The organism is Enterobacter sp. 186315 (genome assembly GCF_053290175.1).
This window is the reverse complement of record NZ_JBPTTK010000010.1, coordinates 78,678-95,982: the sequence shown is the minus strand read 5'-3', so window position 1 is coordinate 95,982 and position 17,305 is coordinate 78,678. Positions and strand designations below refer to the sequence as shown.

Genomic DNA, 17,305 nt, shown 5'->3' with positions numbered 1-17,305 from the left:
ATGGGACTGAAGTGGACAGACAGCCGTGAAATCGGCGAAGCGCTTTACGACGCAAACCCGGATCTCGATCCTAAGACCGTACGCTTCACCGATATGCATCAGTGGATCTGCGATCTGGAGGATTTTGACGACGATCCCAGCGCATCCAATGAAAAAATTCTGGAGGCGATTCTGTTAGTCTGGTTAGATGAAGCAGAATAATTTCCACGTCATGCTTCACGTTGCCGATGCGTTGGCTGCGCTTGTTCACCCCGGTCACAGAGTTATCTCTGCTCCCGGGGATTCACTCGCTTGCCGCCTTCCTGCAACGCGAATCATTTAGTGGAAAGAGACTCTATGGGCTGCCTTCAGGCGGCCCGTTTGCTAATAAGGATAAATAAAATGACCGAAGCGATGAAGATTACGCTCTCCACACAGCCTGCTGACGCACGCTGGGGCGAAAAAGCGACTTATAGCATTACGAACGACGGCATTACCCTGCATCTGAACGGAAAAGACGACACCGGCCTTATCCAGCGTGCCGCGCGCAAAATCGACGGTATGGGCATTAAGCATGTGTTACTCGACGGCGAAGGCTGGGATATTGACCGCAGCTGGGCGTTCTGGGCAGGCTACAAAGGGCCAAAAGGCACCCGTAAAATCGAGTGGGCGAGCCTTGATGAAGCAGGTCAGAAAGAGCTGGAAAGCCGCCTGAAAATCATCGACTGGGTGCGCGACACCATCAACGCCCCGGCGGAAGAGTTAGGCCCTGAGCAGCTGGCGCAGCGCGCCGTTGACCTGCTGTGCGGCGTGGCGGGCGACAACATGTCTTACCGCATCACCAAAGGTGAAGATCTGCGCGAGCAGAACTACATGGGTCTTCACACCGTTGGCCGTGGCTCCGACCGTCCTCCGGTCCTGCTGGCGCTGGACTTCAACCCAACCGGCGATAAAGAAGCCCCGGTCTTTGCCTGCCTGGTGGGTAAAGGTATCACCTTCGATACCGGCGGCTACAGCCTGAAGCAGAGCGCGTTCATGGATTCTATGAAATCCGACATGGGCGGCGCGGCGACCATCACCGGCGCGCTGGCGTTTGCCATTACCCGTGGTCTGAACAAGCGTGTCAAACTCTACCTGTGCTGTGCCGATAACATGGTGAGCGGCAACGCGTTCAAGCTGGGCGATATCATTCGCTATCGCAACGGCAAAAACGTTGAGGTGATGAACACCGATGCGGAAGGCCGTCTGGTGCTGGCCGACGGCCTGATCGACGCCTGCGCCCAGAAGCCGGAGATGATCATCGACATGGCGACCCTGACCGGCGCCGCGAAAATGGCGTTGGGTAACGACTACCACGCGCTGTTTAGCTTCGACGACAGGCTGGCGGCCCGCCTGATGGCAAGCGCCGCGGCGGAAAACGAACCGTTCTGGCGTCTGCCGCTGGCCGAGTTCCACCGCAACCAGCTGCCGTCGAATTTTGCAGAGCTGAACAACACCGGCGCGGCAAATACGGCGGGGGCAAGCACCGCGGCAGGCTTCCTGTCTCACTTCGTTGAGAACTATCACGAAGGCTGGCTGCACATTGACTGCTCCGCGACCTACCGTAAAGCGGCGGTTGAACAGTGGTCTGCGGGCGCGACCGGCCTCGGCGTGCGTACCGTTGCGAACCTGCTGACGGCTGAGTAACGTTCTTTGCCCTCACCCTAACCCTCTCCCACAGGGAGAGGGGATGATTTGCTCCCTCTCCCTGTGGGAGAGTGCCGGGGTGAGGGGGGAAATTCGACATCTGGAAATGCTATGTCCGAAACCAAAAACGAATTAGAAACCCTGCTGGAGCAGGCGGCGACCGAGCCGGCACACCGCCCGGCATTTTTCCGCACGCTGCTGGAATCAACCGTATGGGTGCCCGGCACCGCAGCGGAAGGCGAGCAGGTTGTGGAAGACAGCGCGCTGGATCTGCTGCACTGGGAAAAAGACGATGGCACCTCGGTTATCCCATTCTTCACCTCGCTGGAGGCGCTTCAGAGCGCGGTGGAAGATGAGCAGGCGTTCGTAGTCATGCCCGTGCGCACGCTGTTTGAGATGACGCTCGGCGAAACCCTGTTCCTCAACGCCAAACTGCCGACCGGGAAAGAGTTCACCCCGCGTGAAATTAGCCACCTGATCGGCGAAGAGGGCAACCCGCTCAGCACGCAGGAGGTGCTGGAGGGGGGCGAAACGCTGCTGCTGTCTGAAGTGGCCGAGCCGCCTGCGCAGATGATCGACTCGCTGACCACCCTGTTCAAAACCATCAAGCCGGTGAGGCGCGCGTTTCTCTGCTCAATCAAAGAGCGTGCGGATGAACAGCCCGTGCTGCTGATTGGGATTGAGGCGGACGGCGATATCGACGACATCATTCAGGCGGCGGGAAGCGTGGCCACCGACACCCTGCCGGGCGATGAGCCGATTGATATTTGTCGCGTGGTGAAGGGTGAGAAGGGCATCAGCCACTTTATTACCGAGCACATCACTCCGTTCTATGAACGCCGCTGGGGCGGTTTCCTGCGCGATTTAAAAACCAACCGCATTATTTAAAGCCTGTCGGGGTGAATCTTCACCCCGACAGTTATCGCGTTAGCGGTCAGCCGCAGGCTCAACGGGCAGATCGTCACGCGCGCCCCATTCGCTCCACGCCCCGTCATACAGCGTCACGTTTTTCACCCCCAGCGTCGCAAGCGCGAGCACCACGACTGCCGCCGTCACGCCCGAGCCGCAGCTGGCAATAATAGGCTGATGCAGGTCAACGCCCTGACGCGCGAAAATCGACTCAAGCTCATCGGTGGTTTTCAGCTCACCCTCGAATACCAGATCGCCCCACGGCACGTTGCGCGCGCCGGGGATATGCCCGCGCTTCAAGCCCGGACGCGGCTCGTCGGCCTGCGCCGTAAAGCGCGGTGCCGGGCGCGCATCGACAATTTGCGCCGTCCCTTCGTGGCTTGCCAGCAGCACGTCGGTCAGGCGCTTCACCGCATTCGCATCGAAGCTGACGTCAAACTCGCCCTCAAGCAAAGTTACGTCGCCCTCCTGCAATGGCAGCTCGTCGCGCTTCCATCCCGCCAGTCCACCCGCCAGAATAGAGACCTTTTCCACGCCGAAGGTTTTCAGCATCCACCACGCGCGCGGCGCGGAGAACAGATTGCCCTCGTCATACACCACCAGGTGCTTATCGCGGCTCACGCCCAGCTCGCGCATCGCCACGGCAAAGGCTTCCGGGCGAGGCATCATGTGCGGCAGGGGAGAGGTATGATCCGACAGCGCTTCGATATCAAAAAACACCGCCTCCGGCAGATGTCCGGCGCGATATTCCGCCGGGACATCCCGGTGCTCTTGTCCTGGGGGAGCCATACGCGCGTCAATAATCTGGACTTCCGGATCGTCGTGATGCTCAATCAGCCAGTCGGCCGACACAAAATATGAGGTGGACATGGGTGCCTCCATCGTTTCCATAAATAAGAATTGTCGATGTTTTTTCTGACATCGACAAGCAAACCACGTTCAACTCGCGAACAAGGCCTTATTTTTTATCAGATTCTGAATTTCTCATTTTGGACTTTTTGAATTAATGAAACTTGCGGATAATACTTACCCGGAACACGACCAACAGGCCCAACAGGCCAGGGATAAAGGATGAAACCGTTTCGTCTAGCTGCGATTTCTCTCGCGCTTCTTACCGCTTTTACGCTCGTCGGCTGTGATAACAGCGACGAAAAACCGCAGGCCACATCGCCTGCTCCCGCTTCAACCGCCACGGCTCCTGAGAAGAACGCGCCGACGAAACCCGACAGCGAGCAGCTCGCGAAGCTGGCCGCCGCCAGCGAAGGGAAACCTTTAACCTTACTCGATGCCTCTGAAATTCAGCTCGACGGCGCGTCAACGCTGGTGCTGACCTTTTCTGTCCCGCTCAATCCCGATCAGGATTTCGCCAAAACCGTACACGTAGTCGATAAGAAAAGCGGCAAGGTTGACGGTGCATGGGAACTCGCGCCTAACCTGAAAGAGCTGCGTTTACGCCACCTTGAGCCGAACCGCGAGCTGGTCGTGACCGTCGAGCGCGGACTTGTAGCGCTGAATAAAGCCACCTTTGGTATTGATTACGAAAAAACGCTCACCACCCGCGACATTCAGCCGACGGTCGGTTTCGCCAGCCGCGGTTCGCTGCTGCCGGGCAAAGTCGTGGAAGGGCTGCCGGTGATGGCGCTCAACGTCGACAACGTGGACGTGAACTTCTATCGCGTGAAGCCAGAGTCGCTGGCCGCTTTCGTCAGCCAGTGGGAGTACCGCAACTCGCTCACCAACTGGGAGTCGGACAATCTGCTGAAGATGGCGGATCTGGTCTATACCGGACGTTTCGACCTGAATCCGGCGCGCAACACGCGTGAAAAATTGCAGCTCCCGCTGGGCGACATCAAGCCGCTGCAACAGTCGGGCGTCTATATCGCCGTGATGAACCAGGCCGGGCACTACAACTACAGCAATGCGGCAACCCTCTTTACCCTGAGCGATATTGGCCTGTCCGCTCACCGTTATCATAACCGCCTCGATATCTTCACCCAGAGCCTGGAAAACGGCGCGGCGCAGTCCGGCATTGAGGTGTCGTTACTCAATGATAAAGGGCAGACGCTGGCGCAGGGCACCAGCGATGCCGACGGCCACGCTAAGCTTGAAACGGATAAAGAAGCGGCGCTAATCCTGGCGCGTAAAGACGGTCAGACAACGCTGCTCGACCTCAAACTCCCGGCGCTGGATCTCGCCGAGTTTGATATTACTGGCGCCCCGGGCTACAGCAAGCAGTTCTTTATGTTTGGTCCGCGCGATCTCTATCGCCCGGGTGAAACGGTGATCTTAAACGGCCTGCTGCGCGACAGCGACGGCAAGTCTCTGCCAGCCCAGCCGGTGAAGCTCGACGTGCTGCGCCCGGACGGGCAGGTGGCGCGCACGCTGGTGGTTCAGCCTGAAAATGGCCTCTATCGCCTTAACTATCCGCTGGACGCCAGCGCGCAGACCGGCATGTGGCATATTCGCGCCAATACCGGCGACAACTTGCAGCGCCTGTGGGATTTCCACGTCGAAGATTTCATGCCTGAGCGGATGGCGCTGAATCTGACCGGCCAAAAAACGCCAGTCGCCCCGGCCGATGAGGTCAACTTTAACGTGGCGGGATATTACCTGTACGGTGCGCCGGCTAACGGTAACAGCCTGCAAGGCCAGCTTTATCTGCGTCCGCTGCGTGAAGCCGTGGCCGCGCTGCCTGGCTTCCAGTTTGGCGATATCGCGGAAGAGAACCTGACGCGCAGCCTCGATGAAGTCCAGATCAAGCTGGATGAACAGGGCCGTGGCGATGTTTCAGTGGAGAGCCAGTGGAAAGAGACCCACTCGCCGTTGCAGGTGATTTTGCAGGCCAGCCTGCTGGAGTCGGGCGGCCGTCCGGTCACGCGTCGTGCGGAACAGGCCATCTGGCCGGCGAAAACGCTGCCGGGGATTCGCCCGCAGTTCGCCAGCAAAGCGGTCTATGACTACCGCACCGACACCACCGTCAATCAGCCGATTGTCGATGAAGATAGCAACGCCAGCTTCGACATTGTCTATGCCGATGCCAGCGGGGCGAAAAAAGCGGTGTCCGGTTTACAGGTACGCCTGATCCGTGAACGCCGTGATTATTTCTGGAACTGGTCGGAAACCGACGGCTGGAAATCGCAGTTCGATCAAAAAGATCTGGTCGAAGGCGAGCAGTCGCTCGATCTGACTGCCGACCAGACCGGTAAAGTGACCTTCCCGGTGGAGTGGGGTTCGTATCGTCTGGAGGTGAAAGCCCCTGACGACACCGTCAGCAGTGTGCGTTTCTGGGCCGGTTACAGCTGGCAGGATAACAGCGACGGCTCCGGCGCGGCGCGTCCGGATCGCGTGACCCTCAAGCTCGATAAACCGGCCTATCAGCCTGGCGATACCATTAATCTGCACATTGCTGCACCTGCCGCCGGTAAAGGCTACGCCATGATCGAATCCAGCGAAGGGCCGCTGTGGTGGAAAGAGATCGACGTGCCGGCTAACGGTCTGGATCTGTCTATTCCGGTCGATAAGAGCTGGAAACGCCACGATCTGTACCTCAGCACCCTGGTGGTTCGTCCGGGCGATAAATCTAAATCCGCCACGCCGAAGCGCGCGGTCGGCCTGCTGCATCTGCCGATGGGGGATGAAAATCGTCGCCTGAACGTTGCGCTGGATGCGCCGCAGAAAATGCGTCCAAACCAGACGCTTTCCGTGAAGGTGAAAGCCAGCGTGAAAGAGGGGGCGGTGCCGCAGAAGGTGAACGTACTGCTCTCTGCCGTGGATAGCGGCGTGCTGAACATCACCGATTACGTCACGCCCGATCCGTGGCAGGCCTTCTTCGGACAGAAACGCTACGGCGCGGATATCTATGATATCTACGGCCAGGTGATTGAAGGCCAGGGCCGCGTGGCGGCGCTGCGGTTTGGTGGTGACGGTGACGAGCTGAAGCGCGGCGGTAAGCCGCCGGTGAACCACGTAACAATCATTGCCCAGCAGGCGCAGCCGGTGGAGCTCGACGCCAACGGTGAAGGCACCATCACGTTGCCGATTGGCGATTTCAACGGCGAATTACGCCTGATGGCGCAGGCCTGGACGGAAGAAGACTTCGGCAGCAGCGAAAACAAAGTGGTCGTTGCCGCACCGGTCATCGCCGAGCTGAACACCCCGCGCTTCCTCGCCAGCGGGGACACGTCCCGCTTAACGCTGGACGTCACCAACCTGACTGACCAGCCGCAAACCCTGAGCGTGGCGTTAACCGCGTCCGGTAAACTGTCGCTGGAAGGGGCACAGCCGCAGCCGATTAAGCTGCCGCCGGGCGCGCGCACCACGATGTTCGTTCCGGTACGTGCTCTTGATGGCTACGGCGACGGTGAAGTGACCGCGCAAATCTCGGGCCTTGAGCTGCCGGGCGAGACTATCGCGCCGCAGCAGAAAAGCTGGAAAATCGGCGTGCGCCCGGCGTTCCCGGCGCAGACGGTGAATACCGGCACCATGCTGAATCCGGGTGAGTCCTGGACGGCACCGTCACAGCATATCGACGGCTTTTCGCCCGCCACGCTGCAAGGTCAGCTGCTGCTGAGCGGTAAAGCGCCGCTGAACCTGGCGCGTTATATCCGCGAGCTTCAGGCGTATCCATACGGCTGCCTGGAGCAAACCACCAGCGGTCTGTTCCCGTCGCTCTATACCAACGCCGCGCAGCTGACGGCGCTGGGCATTAAGGGCGACAGCGACGAAAAACGTCGCGGCGCCATCGACGTCGGCATTTCCCGCCTGCTGCAAATGCAGCGCGATAACGGCGGCTTTGCGCTGTGGGATAAAAACGGTGCGGAAGAGTACTGGCTGACCGCCTACGTGACCGATTTCCTGGTGCGTGCGGGCGAGCAGGGCTACAGCGTGCCGTCTGACGCTATCAACAACGCCAACAACCGCCTGCTGCGCTATTTGCAGGATCCGGGCATGATGTCTATTCGCTACAGCGATAACACCGGAGCCAGCAAATTTGCCGTTCAGGCCTATGCGGCGCTGGTGCTGGCGCGTCAGCAAAAAGCACCGCTTGGCGCGCTGCGTGAAATCTGGGATCGCCATTCACAGGCGGCTTCCGGCCTGCCGCTGATGCAGCTGGGCATGGCGCTGAAGCTGATGGGCGATGCGCCGCGCAGCCAGCAGGCGCTGGATTTAGCCATCAAAACGCCGCGCAGTGACTCCCGCAGCTGGATGGCGGATTACGGCAGCGCGCTGCGCGATAACGCGCTGATGCTCTCTCTGCTTGAGGAGTACAAGCTGCTGCCGGACGCGCAAAATACGCTGCTCAACACCCTGTCTGAGCAGGCGTTCAGCCAGCGCTGGCTCTCCACTCAAGAGAGCAACGCGCTGTTCCTCGCCGGACGTGCATTGCAGAACACCTCAGGCGCATGGCAGGCCACCACGTCGCTGTCAGAGCAGCCGATGAGCGGGGACGCGGCGCAGGTGCAAAACGTGGACGGCGACAAGCTCGACGCGTTGCAGGTGACCAATACCGGTGATGCCCCGCTGTGGGTGCGCCTGGACAGCACCGGATATCCGGAATATGCCCCGGCGCCTTCGTCTAACGTCCTACGAATTGAACGCCACATTCTGTCTACCGACGGCAGCAGCCGTTCGCTCTCAAGCCTGAAGAGCAGCGAGCTGGTGCTGGTCTGGCTTGATGTCAAAGCCAGCCAGAACGTTCCGGATGCGCTGGTGGTCGATCTGCTCCCGGCCGGTCTGGAGCTGGAAAACCAGAATCTGGCAAGCAGCAGCGCCAGCCTGGAAGAGAGCGGCAGCGAGGTGCAAAACCTGCTGAACCAGATGCAGCAGGCGGATATTCAGCACATGGAGTTCCGCGACGATCGCTTTGTGGCGGCCGTTCCGGTTAACGCAGGGGAGCCGGTGACGCTGGTTTATCTGGCGCGCGCGGTCACGCCGGGGACGTACCAGGTGCCTGCGCCGCTGGTTGAGTCCATGTATGTTCCGCAGTGGCGGGCAACAGGTTCGGCAGCCGGTCCGCTGATTGTTGTTCCGTAAAATGCGCATAGCCCGTCTGACACGCTCCCGCTGGCTTCGGCTGGCGGGAGCGCTTCTCGTTTTATGGGGGCTGGTTATCGCCGCCGATCGCCTGTGGCCGCTGCCGCTCAAAGAGGTCAATCCCGCGCGCGTGGTGGTGGATGAACAGGGAACGCCGCTGTGGCGATTTGCCGACAGCGACGGGATCTGGCGCTACCCGGTCACTATTGAAGAGGTTTCTCCTCGCTACCTCGAAGCCCTGATCCAGTATGAAGACCGCTGGTTCTGGACGCACCCCGGCGTCAATCCCTTCTCGGTGCTGCGCGCGGCCTGGCAGGATCTGAGCTCGGGAAAAGTGGTCTCCGGCGGGAGCACGCTCACCATGCAGGTGGCGCGTCTGCTCGACCCGCATCCGCGCACCTTTGGCGGCAAAATTCGCCAGCTCTGGCGGGCGATACAGCTGGAGTGGCACCTCTCTAAACGCGACATTCTGACGCTGTACCTCAACCGCGCGCCGTTTGGCGGCACGTTGCAGGGCGTCGGTGCCGCGAGCTGGACCTATCTCGGTAAACCGCCTTCGCAGCTGAGCTATTCCGAAGCGGCGCTGCTGGCGGTGCTGCCGCAGGCGCCCAGCCGGTTGCGTCCGGACCGATGGCCGGAGAGGGCGGAAGCGGCGCGCAACAAAGTGCTCGACAGAATGGTGACGCAGGGCGTCTGGTCGGCGCAGCAGGTGAAAGAGTCGCGTCAGGAAGCGGTATGGCTGGCTCCCCGACAGATGCCGCAGCTGGCGCCGCTTTTTGCGCGCATGATGCTGGGTAAAAGTCGCGACAACAAAATTATCACCACCCTCGACGCCTCATTGCAACGCCAGCTGGAAGAGCTGGCGCTGAACTGGAAAGCGCGCCTGCCGGAGCGTAGCTCGCTAGCGATGATCGTTGTCGATCATACCAGTATGAAGGTGCGCGGCTGGGTGGGATCGGTGGACATCAACGACGCCACCCGATTTAGCCATGTGGATATGGTCAACGCGGTGCGATCGCCCGGATCGGTTTTGAAGCCGTTCGTCTACGGCATGGCGCTGGACGACGGGCTGATCCATCCCGCCTCGCTGCTTCAGGACGTGCCGCGACGAACCGGGGATTATCGTCCCGGTAACTTTGACAGCGGCTTTCACGGGCCGGTGAGCATGAGCGACGCGCTGGTGCGCTCGTTGAATCTTCCCGCGGTGCAGGTGCTTGAAGCCTACGGGCCAAAGCGGTTTGCGGGAATGCTGAGCAATGCCGGGCTGCCGCTGATCCTCCCGGCGGGGGCGCAGCCTAACCTGTCGCTGATCCTGGGTGGAGCAGGGGCGCGGCTGGCGGACATCACGGCGGCTTACAGCGCGTTTGCCCGTAAAGGTAAAGCCGCGAAGCTGCGCCTTCAGCCCGGCGATCCGCTGGTGGAGCGGCCATTGCTGTCGCCGGGCGCGGCGTGGATCATCCGCCGTATTTTGGGCAACCAGGCGCAGCCGCTGCCGGATAACGTGCTGCCGCAGGTTGCGCCGCTCGCGTGGAAAACCGGCACCAGCTACGGCTATCGTGACGCCTGGGCGGTGGGGCTGAACGCGCGTTATCTGATTGGGATCTGGACCGGCCGCCCGGACGGCACGCCGGTTGCCGGCCAGTTTGGGTTTGCCAGCGCGGTTCCGCTGCTCAATCAGGTCAATAACATGCTTCAGTCGCGTACCTCGGTTGATGAAGCCCGCTTGCCGCGCGATCCGCGCCCGGCATCGGTAGGCCGTGGCGTGATTTGCTGGCCGGGCGGGCAGTCGCTTCCTGAGGGCAGCGAAAACTGTCGCCGCCGTCTGGCCACCTGGCTGCTGGACGGCAGCGAGCCGCCTACGCTGCTGCTGCCGGAGCAGGAGGGCATTCGCGGCATTCGTTTCCCGGTCTGGCTCGATAAAGAGGGTAAACGCGTGGCGGCGGATTGTCCGGGGGCAGCGGAAAAGGTCATTGACGTCTGGCCGCTGCCGCTCGAACCCTGGCTGCCAGCGGCGGAGCGACGTTCGGCAAGAGTTCCGCCGTCGTCGACGGTCTGCCCGCCCATCACGCAGGATCCGCCCGCGCCGCTGATCCTCTCCGGCGTGCGGGAAGGGGCAGTCATTAAACGTCTTCCGGGCGAGGCGAAGGTGGCGTTGCCGTTGCAGGCCAGCGGCACGAGTACCGGGCGATGGTGGTTTTTAAACGGTGAACCGCTGGACGTGAAGGGAAGAGGTTACACTTTAGAGCTTGATAAGTCTGGTGAATATCAGCTACTGGTAATGGATGAGGCGGGTCAGGTGGCAACGGTGAACTTTACGCTTCAGTAACGAAACGGACGCGTTTAGCGTGACCTGTTGCTAATACTCGTCTTATTTTAAAAAAATGTTACTTAGATCCGTAGGCAATGGCGCCATTGCTCATTATAATCCGCGCCACACCATACTCCGGTATGCAAAACAACAGAACAGATCACAGAGGTAATCATGGCTATTGAACGTACTTTTTCCATCATCAAACCAAACGCGGTGGCAAAAAACGTTATTGGCAGCATCTTTGCTCGCTTTGAATCAGCAGGGTTCAAAATCGTTGGCACCAAAATGCTGCACCTGACCGTTGAGCAGGCTCGCGGTTTCTATGCTGAGCACGAAGGTCGCCCGTTCTTTGATGGCCTGGTTGAGTTCATGACCTCTGGCCCAATCGTGGTGTCCGTGCTGGAAGGCGAAAACGCCGTTCAGCGTCACCGCGATCTGCTGGGCGCAACCAACCCGGACAACGCGCTGGCCGGTACCCTGCGTGCCGATTACGCTGACAGCTTCACCGAGAACGGCACCCACGGTTCCGACTCTGTAGAATCCGCTGCGCGCGAAATCGCTTTCTTCTTCGCAGAAGGCGAAGTGTGTCCACGTACCCGTTAATTTAACGGTTTCGTTTACACATTATTTTCGTAAATGCCGCGCGCAAACGTGGCATCCCTGCACCAGACTTTGTACAATGCAACGCCCCGGACGAGCAGACTGCTTACCGGGGCGTTTCTTTTCAACCCTCCACGGGCCATAACGTGTAACAACGAGGCCGGAAAATATTATGTCTGAACTAGTTAACACCTCCGAAGTCGCCATTCCTGCGGTTCCAAATAAAAATGGAAAAATCAACCTGCTGGATCTGAACCGTCAGCAGATGCGCGAATTCTTCAAAGAGATGGGCGAGAAGCCGTTTCGTGCCGACCAGGTCATGAAATGGATGTACCACTATTGCAGCGACAACTTTGATGACATGACTGACATCAATAAAGTGCTGCGCAATAAGCTCAAGGAAGTGGCTGAAATCCGCGCGCCGGAAGTGGTAGAAGAACAACGCTCTTCCGATGGCACCATTAAATGGGCGATTGCCGTGGGCGATCAGCGCGTTGAGACCGTTTATATTCCTGAAGATGACCGCGCCACGCTGTGCGTCTCTTCTCAGGTCGGCTGTGCGCTGGAGTGTAAATTCTGCTCTACCGCACAGCAGGGCTTTAACCGTAACCTGCGCGTGTCCGAAATTATCGGCCAGGTGTGGCGTGCGGCGAAAATCGTCGGTGCCGCGAAAGTGACGGGCACCCGTCCTATCACCAACGTGGTGATGATGGGCATGGGCGAACCTCTGCTGAACCTGACCAACGTTGTCCCTGCAATGGAAATCATGCTGGACGACTTCGGTTTTGGTCTGTCCAAACGCCGCGTCACGCTGTCCACCTCGGGCGTTGTCCCTGCGCTGGATAAGCTCGGCGACATGATTGACGTTGCGCTGGCTATCTCCCTGCACGCGCCAAACGATACTATTCGTGACGAAATTGTGCCTATTAACAAAAAGTACAATATCGAAACCTTCCTCGCGGGCGTGCGTCGCTACCTGGAGAAATCCAATGCGAACCAGGGCCGAGTCACGATCGAATACGTGATGCTCGATCACGTCAACGACGGCACCGAGCACGCGCACGAGCTGGCGGAACTGCTGAAAGATACGCCGTGCAAGATCAACCTGATCCCGTGGAACCCGTTCCCGGGCGCGCCGTATGGCCGCAGCTCGAATAGCCGAATCGATCGTTTCTCCAAGGTGCTGATGGAGTACGGTTTCACCACCATCGTGCGTAAAACCCGTGGTGATGATATTGATGCCGCGTGTGGGCAGCTGGCCGGTGACGTTATCGACCGTACCAAGCGAACGCTGCGTAAACGTATGCAGGGCGAGACCATTGCGGTGAAAGCTGTTTGATAATCATGCACTCACGGCGCATTTCTGCGCCGTGAAGCATAATCTTACTGAATAATCAGTCATATTCAGAATGATTGATTAATAATTACGGTGCGTTTCATACGACTTTCGGGCAGTATGTAACGTCGTAACAACAGTTTAGCTATGCGGCAGGGCGGCACTGTCATCTCTGGGCTGACAGCCTTATACTCTCTGTTCCTGGCTAACTGACCAGAAGTTTCGCGGTGCGGGTGGCATTGTGACTCACCGGCACCTGAACCCTTATTTTCACGTACCAGTAGTTGTAGCGAATGAATACTGAAGCCACTCACGACCAAAATGAAGCACTCTCCACTGGCGTTCGTCTTCGCAACGCCCGTGAACAACTCGGACTCAGCCAGCAAGCCGTTGCAGAACGCTTGTGCCTGAAGGTTTCCACGGTTCGCGATATTGAAGAAGATAAGGCGCCTGCCGATCTGGCTTCAACATTTCTGCGTGGTTATATCCGCTCTTACGCAAAACTGGTGCACATTCCCGAAGACGAATTACTGCCTATGATGGAGAAACAGGCGCCGGTCCGTGCTGCGAAAGTCGCACCGATGCAGACCTTCTCCCTGGGTAAACGTCGTAAAAAACGTGATGGCTGGCTGATGAGCTTCACCTGGCTGGTGCTGTTTGTGGTCGTCGGTCTGACGGGCGCATGGTGGTGGCAGAACCACAAAGCGCAGCAGGAAGAGATCACCACCATGGCCGATCAATCCTCCGCCGAGCTGAACAACGCCGGTAGCGATAATTCCCAGAGCGTGCCGCTGAATACCGACACCGCGTCGGCGTCCAGCGAACCGCAGGCGACGACCGATGCGCCAGCAACGGATACCGCTCAGGCACAAGCGCCTGCTACCGACGCTACCGCGCCAGCGGCATCCCAGAACAACGCCGTGGTTTCCCCTTCTCAGGCGAACGTAGACACCGCGGCGAACGCACCTGCTTCAACCGCACCAGCGGACAGCACCACGCAGCCGCTGCCAACCGATCAGGCTGGCGTAGCCAATACCGCCGCCGATCCGAACGCGCTGGTGATGAACTTCACCGCAGATTGCTGGTTAGAAGTTAGCGATGCGACCGGTAAAAAACTGTTCAGCGGCTTACAGCGTAAAGATGGCACGTTAAACCTCACGGGTCAGGCACCTTACAAGCTTAAAATTGGCGCTCCGGCAGCGGTACAGATCCAGTATCAAGGAAAACCTGTCGATCTGAGCCGCTTTATCAGAACTAACCAGGTTGCGCGTCTTACCGTTAATGCCGAACAATCAGCAGCACAGTAACAGACGGGCACCGCGGGAGATTTTTCATGCATAACCAGGCTCCGATTCAACGTAGAAAATCAAAACGGATTTACGTTGGGAATGTGCCGATTGGCGATGGGGCACCTATCGCCGTCCAGTCGATGACCAACACGCGCACCACGGACGTGGAAGCAACGGTCAATCAAATCAAAGCATTAGAACGCGTAGGCGCGGACATTGTCCGCGTTTCCGTTCCTACGATGGATGCTGCTGAGGCGTTTAAGCTGATCAAACAGCAGGTCAGCGTTCCGCTGGTTGCCGACATCCACTTCGACTATCGCATTGCCCTTAAAGTCGCCGAGTACGGCGTAGATTGCCTGCGCATAAACCCGGGCAACATCGGTAACGAAGAGCGTATCCGCATGGTAGTGGACTGCGCGCGCGACAAAAATATTCCTATCCGCATCGGCGTCAACGCCGGTTCCCTGGAAAAAGATCTCCAGGAAAAATACGGTGAGCCAACGCCTCAGGCGCTGCTCGAATCCGCCATGCGTCACGTGGATCATCTGGATCGTCTTAACTTCGATCAGTTCAAAGTCAGCGTAAAAGCCTCCGACGTGTTCCTGGCGGTGGAGTCCTATCGCCTGCTGGCTAAACAGATCGAGCAGCCTCTGCACCTCGGGATCACCGAAGCGGGCGGCCTGCGTAGCGGCTCCGTTAAGTCGGCGATCGGGCTGGGGCTGCTGCTTTCAGAGGGAATCGGCGATACGCTGCGCGTGTCTCTGGCGGCGGATCCGGTAGAAGAGATCAAAGTCGGTTTCGATATTTTAAAGTCGCTGCGCATCCGCGCGCGTGGGATCAACTTTATTGCCTGCCCAACCTGTTCGCGTCAGGAGTTTGACGTGATCGGCACGGTAAATGCCCTCGAGCAGCGTCTGGAAGACATTATCACGCCAATGGACGTGTCCATTATCGGCTGCGTGGTGAACGGTCCCGGTGAGGCGCTGGTGTCAACGCTTGGCGTGACGGGCGGAAACAAGAAAAGTGGTCTCTATGAAGATGGCGTTCGTAAAGATCGTCTGGATAATAGTGACATGATCGACCAGCTCGAAGCCCGCATTCGCGCCAAAGCCACGATGATGGATGAAGCGCAGCGCATCAGCATCCAGCAGGTTGAAAAATAACGTGATGGGAAGCGTGACGCTTCCCATGTATGATTGAACCCATTCTTTGGGTTTTTTTTGTATATAGAAAGAGAATAAACGTGGCAAAAAACATTCAAGCCATCCGCGGCATGAACGATTATCTGCCGGGCGAAACCGCCATCTGGCAGCGCATTGAAGGCACGCTGAAGCAGGTGCTCGGCAGCTACGGTTACAGCGAAATCCGTTTGCCGATTGTAGAGCAGACCCCGTTATTCAAACGCGCGATCGGCGAAGTGACCGACGTGGTTGAAAAAGAGATGTATACCTTTGAGGACCGCAACGGCGATAGCCTGACCCTGCGTCCGGAAGGTACGGCGGGCTGCGTACGCGCCGGCATCGAACATGGTCTTCTGTACAATCAGGAGCAGCGCCTGTGGTATATCGGCCCGATGTTCCGCCACGAACGTCCGCAGAAAGGGCGTTACCGCCAGTTCAACCAGCTGGGTGTGGAAGTTTTCGGCCTGAACGGTCCGGATATCGACGCTGAGCTGATTATGCTGACCGCTCGCTGGTGGCGCGCGCTGGGTATTTCTGAGCACGTTTCTCTGGAGCTGAACTCCATCGGTTCTCTTGAAGCGCGTGCAAACTACCGCGATGCGCTGGTGGCGTTCCTGGAACAGCATAAAGATAAGCTGGACGAAGACTGCAAACGCCGTATGTACAGCAACCCGCTGCGCGTGCTGGATTCCAAAAATCCTGACGTGCAGGCGCTGTTAAACGACGCCCCTGCGCTGGGTGATTACCTTGACGACGAGTCTCGCGAGCATTTCGCGGGCGTGTGCAAGCTGCTGGAAGCCGCAGGCATTGCCTATACCGTCAACCAACGCCTGGTGCGCGGTCTGGACTACTACAACCGCACCGTGTTCGAGTGGGTGACGTCCAGCCTGGGTTCCCAGGGGACGGTCTGCGCGGGCGGTCGTTACGACGGTCTGGTTGAGCAGCTCGGCGGTCGCACCGCCCCTGGTGTCGGCTTCGCGATGGGCCTTGAGCGACTTGTTTTACTGGTTCAGGCAGTTAATCCGGAATTTAAAGCAGATTCCGTTGTCGATATATACCTGGTGGCTTCAGGTGCGGATACGCAGTCTGCGGCGATGCAGCTTGCCGAACGCGTTCGTGATGAACTGCCGGGCGTTAAGCTGATGACCAACCACGGCGGCGGCAACTTTAAGAAACAGTTTGCTCGTGCCGATAAGTGGGGCGCAAGTATCGCACTGGTACTGGGTGAGTCCGAAGTGGCTAACGGCGAAGTGGTTGTCAAAGACCTGCGCTCGGGTGAGCAAACTACGGTAACGCAGGACGGCGTTGCGGCGCACTTGCGCACTCTATTGGGCTAAGGAGAAAGACTGCGTGGAAATGTACGAGAACGAAAACGACCAGGTTGACGCCATTAAGCGCTTCTTTGCTGAAAACGGCAAAGCCCTGGCTGTTGGGGTGATTTTAGGTATTGGCGCATTAGCGGGCTGGCGTTACTGGAACAGCCATCAGATGGATTCCGCACGCGGATCCTCTCTGGCGTATGAAAATACCGTCAGCGCTATCCGTGCCGATCAGCCGCAAACCCTGGCGGCGGCAGAGAAATTTGCTGCTGACAACAAAAATACTTACGGCGCGCTGGCTGCGCTGGAAGTCGCCCAGCAGTTCGTTGATAAAAACGAGCTGGATAAAGCGGCAGCACAGCTTTCACAGGGCCTTGCCGCGGCAAGCGATGAGAACCTGAAAGCGGTCATCAATCTGCGTCTGGCACGTATCCAGGTTCAGCAGAAGAAAGCGGATGATGCGCTGAAAACGCTCGATACCATCAAAGGCGAAGGCTTTGCCGCCATCGTTGCCGATCTGCGCGGTGAAGCGCTGCTCAGCAAAGGCGACAAAGAGGGCGCGCGTAAAGCGTGGCAAGCTGGCGTAGACAGCAAAGCTTCACCTGCGCTGAGCGAAATGATGCAGATGAAAATAAATAATTTGTCCGTCTGAGAGGGACCCG

At 58.6% G+C, this 17,305-nt stretch carries 12 protein-coding genes; 11 read left to right on the top strand and 1 reads right to left on the bottom strand.

Translation table 11 applies throughout. From position 1 onward, the window contains the following. The 3 genes from iscX (at nt 1) to sseB (ending at nt 2,553) form a co-directional block, all read left to right on the top strand. The gene (gene iscX / locus ACSVHP_RS13555; protein ID WP_095282903.1) at nt 1–201 is read left to right on the top strand and encodes a Fe-S cluster assembly protein IscX; all 201 of its coding nucleotides are present in this window, start codon (nt 1–3) and stop codon (nt 199–201) included. Nucleotides 202–381: 180 nt separating this feature from the next. Continuing rightward, complete coding sequence (gene pepB, locus ACSVHP_RS13550) at nt 382–1,665, top strand: aminopeptidase PepB (RefSeq protein ID WP_447552163.1); 1,284 nt, start codon at nt 382–384, stop codon at nt 1,663–1,665. A 111-nt stretch (nt 1,666–1,776) separates the two neighbouring features. Beyond that, nucleotides 1,777–2,553, top strand: coding sequence for an enhanced serine sensitivity protein SseB (gene sseB, locus ACSVHP_RS13545; protein WP_234671313.1), 777 nt, complete (start codon nt 1,777–1,779; stop codon nt 2,551–2,553). 39 nt (nt 2,554–2,592) lie between these two features. On the opposite strand, the gene sseA is transcribed toward sseB, so the two are convergent. Next, on the bottom strand, nt 2,593–3,444 hold the full coding sequence (gene sseA, locus ACSVHP_RS13540; RefSeq protein WP_447552162.1) for a 3-mercaptopyruvate sulfurtransferase: 852 nt from the start codon (nt 3,442–3,444) through the stop codon (nt 2,593–2,595). 201 nt (nt 3,445–3,645) lie between these two features. Between sseA and ACSVHP_RS13535 the strand changes: the two genes are divergently transcribed. The 8 genes from ACSVHP_RS13535 to ACSVHP_RS13500 all read left to right on the top strand — a co-directional run bounded on the left by ACSVHP_RS13535 (nt 3,646) and on the right by ACSVHP_RS13500 (nt 17,295). Next, complete coding sequence (locus ACSVHP_RS13535) at nt 3,646–8,607, top strand: alpha-2-macroglobulin family protein (RefSeq protein WP_447552161.1); 4,962 nt, start codon at nt 3,646–3,648, stop codon at nt 8,605–8,607. Nucleotide 8,608: 1 nt separating this feature from the next. Then, a complete protein-coding gene (gene pbpC / locus ACSVHP_RS13530; RefSeq protein WP_447552160.1) occupies nt 8,609–10,933 on the top strand; it encodes a peptidoglycan glycosyltransferase PbpC in 2,325 nt (774 codons plus the stop codon). A 156-nt stretch (nt 10,934–11,089) separates the two neighbouring features. Continuing rightward, a complete protein-coding gene (ndk, locus tag ACSVHP_RS13525) occupies nt 11,090–11,521 on the top strand; it encodes a nucleoside-diphosphate kinase (protein ID WP_003860625.1) in 432 nt (143 codons plus the stop codon). A 169-nt stretch (nt 11,522–11,690) separates the two neighbouring features. Next, nucleotides 11,691–12,857, top strand: coding sequence for a bifunctional tRNA (adenosine(37)-C2)-methyltransferase TrmG/ribosomal RNA large subunit methyltransferase RlmN (locus ACSVHP_RS13520; protein WP_234671296.1), 1,167 nt, complete (start codon nt 11,691–11,693; stop codon nt 12,855–12,857). Nucleotides 12,858–13,147: 290 nt separating this feature from the next. After that, a complete protein-coding gene (gene rodZ, locus ACSVHP_RS13515) occupies nt 13,148–14,161 on the top strand; it encodes a cytoskeleton protein RodZ (RefSeq protein ID WP_234671293.1) in 1,014 nt (337 codons plus the stop codon). A gap of 26 nt (nt 14,162–14,187) precedes the next feature. Continuing rightward, nucleotides 14,188–15,306 carry a flavodoxin-dependent (E)-4-hydroxy-3-methylbut-2-enyl-diphosphate synthase gene (ispG, locus tag ACSVHP_RS13510; RefSeq protein ID WP_234671291.1) on the top strand — a complete coding sequence of 373 codons (1,119 nt, stop codon included), beginning with the start codon at nt 14,188–14,190 and terminating at the stop codon, nt 15,304–15,306. An 80-nt stretch (nt 15,307–15,386) separates the two neighbouring features. Beyond that, a complete protein-coding gene (hisS, locus tag ACSVHP_RS13505; protein WP_447552159.1) occupies nt 15,387–16,661 on the top strand; it encodes a histidine--tRNA ligase in 1,275 nt (424 codons plus the stop codon). Between the two features lie 13 nt (nt 16,662–16,674). Further along, nucleotides 16,675–17,295: a YfgM family protein gene (locus ACSVHP_RS13500; RefSeq protein ID WP_417315912.1), complete on the top strand. Its 621-nt coding sequence runs from the start codon at nt 16,675–16,677 to the stop codon at nt 17,293–17,295. Nucleotides 17,296–17,305 lie beyond the last annotated feature (10 nt).

Bases quoted from the DNA above. Each gene is read 5' to 3' on its own strand.
- iscX (WP_095282903.1), top strand. From the start codon at position 1: ATGGGACTGAAGTGGACAGACAGCCGTGAAATCGGCGAAGCGCTTTAC.
- pepB (WP_447552163.1), top strand. From the start codon at position 382: ATGACCGAAGCGATGAAGATTACGCTCTCCACACAGCCTGCTGACGCA.
- sseB (WP_234671313.1), top strand. From the start codon at position 1,777: ATGTCCGAAACCAAAAACGAATTAGAAACCCTGCTGGAGCAGGCGGCG.
- sseA (WP_447552162.1), bottom strand. From the start codon at position 3,444: ATGTCCACCTCATATTTTGTGTCGGCCGACTGGCTGATTGAGCATCAC.
- ACSVHP_RS13535 (WP_447552161.1), top strand. From the start codon at position 3,646: ATGAAACCGTTTCGTCTAGCTGCGATTTCTCTCGCGCTTCTTACCGCT.
- pbpC (WP_447552160.1), top strand. From the start codon at position 8,609: ATGCGCATAGCCCGTCTGACACGCTCCCGCTGGCTTCGGCTGGCGGGA.
- ndk (WP_003860625.1), top strand. From the start codon at position 11,090: ATGGCTATTGAACGTACTTTTTCCATCATCAAACCAAACGCGGTGGCA.
- ACSVHP_RS13520 (WP_234671296.1), top strand. From the start codon at position 11,691: ATGTCTGAACTAGTTAACACCTCCGAAGTCGCCATTCCTGCGGTTCCA.
- rodZ (WP_234671293.1), top strand. From the start codon at position 13,148: ATGAATACTGAAGCCACTCACGACCAAAATGAAGCACTCTCCACTGGC.
- ispG (WP_234671291.1), top strand. From the start codon at position 14,188: ATGCATAACCAGGCTCCGATTCAACGTAGAAAATCAAAACGGATTTAC.